Below are 2,493 nucleotides of genomic sequence, written 5' to 3'. Positions count from 1 at the left end.
ACACAGTGGACGCGAGCAACTGAGGACAAGCCCTCGGCCTATTAGTACCAGTCAACTCCACACCTTACAGTGCTTCCATATCTGGCCTATCAACCCAGTCGTCTACTGGGAGCCTTACCCCATCAAGTGGGAGGGAGCCCTCATCTCGAAGCAGGCTTCCCGCTTAGATGCTTTCAGCGGTTATCCTTTCCGAACGTAGCCAACCAGCCATGCCCTTGGCAGAACAACTGGCACACCAGAGGTTCGTCCGTCCCGGTCCTCTCGTACTAGGGACAGCCCTTCTCAAGACTCCTACGCGCACAGCGGATAGGGACCGAACTGTCTCACGACGTTCTAAACCCAGCTCGCGTACCGCTTTAATGGGCGAACAGCCCAACCCTTGGGACCGACTCCAGCCCCAGGATGCGACGAGCCGACATCGAGGTGCCAAACCATCCCGTCGATATGGACTCTTGGGGAAGATCAGCCTGTTATCCCCGGGGTACCTTTTATCCGTTGAGCGACGGCGCTTCCACAAGCCACCGCCGGATCACTAGTCCCTACTTTCGTACCTGCTCGACCCGTCAGTCTCACAGTCAAGCTCCCTTGTGCACTTACACTCAACACCTGATTGCCAACCAGGCTGAGGGAACCTTTGGGCGCCTCCGTTACCCTTTAGGAGGCAACCGCCCCAGTTAAACTACCCACCAGACACTGTCCCTGATCCGGATCACGGACCCAGGTTAGACATCCAGCACGACCAGAGTGGTATTTCAACAACGACTCCACACTAACTGGCGTTAGCGCTTCAAAGTCTCCCACCTATCCTACACAAGCCGAACCGAACACCAATATCAAGCTATAGTAAAGGTCCCGGGGTCTTTCCGTCCTGCTGCGCGAAACGAGCATCTTTACTCGTAATGCAATTTCACCGGGCCTATGGTTGAGACAGTCGAGAAGTCGTTACGCCATTCGTGCAGGTCGGAACTTACCCGACAAGGAATTTCGCTACCTTAGGATGGTTATAGTTACCACCGCCGTTTACTGGCGCTTAAGTTCTCAGCTTCGCAGGATCGAAACCCCGCTAACCGGTCCCCTTAACGTTCCAGCACCGGGCAGGCGTCAGTCCGTATACATCGCCTTACGGCTTCGCACGGACCTGTGTTTTTAGTAAACAGTCGCTTCTCGCTGGTCTCTGCGGCCACCCCCAGCTCAGGAAGTAAATTCCATCACCAGAAATGGCCCCCCTTCTCCCGAAGTTACGGGGGCATTTTGCCGAGTTCCTTAACCATAGTTCACCCGAACGCCTCGGTATTCTCTACCTGACCACCTGAGTCGGTTTAGGGTACGGGCCGCCATGAAACTCGCTAGAGGCTTTTCTCGACAGCATAGGATCATCCACTTCACCACAATCGGCTCGGCATCAGGTCTCAGGCTTAATGTGTGACGGATTTGCCTATCACACGCCCTACACCCTTACCCCGGGACAACCACCGCCCGGGCTGGACTACCTTCCTGCGTCACCCCATCACTCACCTACTACAAGTCTGGTCCGTCGGCTCCACCACTCCCCTCAACTCCGAAGAGATCAGGGCGGCTTCACGGACTTAGCATCGCCTGATTCAATGTTTGGCGCTTCAAAGCGGGTACCGGAATATCAACCGGTTGTCCATCGACTACGCCTGTCGGCCTCGCCTTAGGTCCCGACTTACCCTGGGCAGATCAGCTTGACCCAGGAACCCTTAGTCAATCGGCGCAAGAGTTTCCCACTCTTGTATCGCTACTCATGCCTGCATTCTCACTCGTGAACCGTCCACAACTCGTTTCCACGGCTGCTTCACCCGGCACACGACGCTCCCCTACCCATCACAGCCTCCGTTAGGAGTATTACTGCAATGACACGACTTCGGCGGTGTGCTTGAGCCCCGCTACATTGTCGGCGCGGAATCACTTGACCAGTGAGCTATTACGCACTCTTTCAAGGGTGGCTGCTTCTAAGCCAACCTCCTGGTTGTCTCTGCGACTCCACATCCTTTCCCACTTAGCACACGCTTAGGGGCCTTAGTCGATGCTCTGGGCTGTTTCCCTCTCGACCATGGAGCTTATCCCCCACAGTCTCACTGCCGCGCTCTCACTTACCGGCATTCGGAGTTTGGCTAAGGTCAGTAACCCGGTAGGGCCCATCGCCTATCCAGTGCTCTACCTCCGGCAAGAAACACACGACGCTGCACCTAAATGCATTTCGGGGAGAACCAGCTATCACGGAGTTTGATTGGCCTTTCACCCCTAACCACAGGTCATCCCCCAGGTTTTCAACCCTGGTGGGTTCGGTCCTCCACGAAGTCTTACCTCCGCTTCAACCTGCCCATGGCTAGATCACTCCGCTTCGGGTCTTGGGCACGCTACTCAACGCCCTATTCGGACTCGCTTTCGCTACGGCTTCCCCACACGGGTTAACCTCGCAACATACCGCAAACTCGCAGGCTCATTCTTCAAAAGGCACGCAGTCACGAC

General features: G+C 55.8%; 1 rRNA gene. It reads right to left on the bottom strand.

The features are described 5' to 3' along the window. Positions 1-21: 21 nt before the first annotated feature. A 23S ribosomal RNA gene (locus AB0C96_RS42990) occupies positions 22-2,493 on the bottom strand; the annotation flags it as partial.

Source organism: Streptomyces sp. NPDC048506, assembly GCF_040651315.1.
Classification (GTDB): Bacteria; Actinomycetota; Actinomycetes; order Streptomycetales; family Streptomycetaceae; genus Streptomyces.
This window is presented reverse-complemented; position numbering and strand designations above follow the sequence as displayed.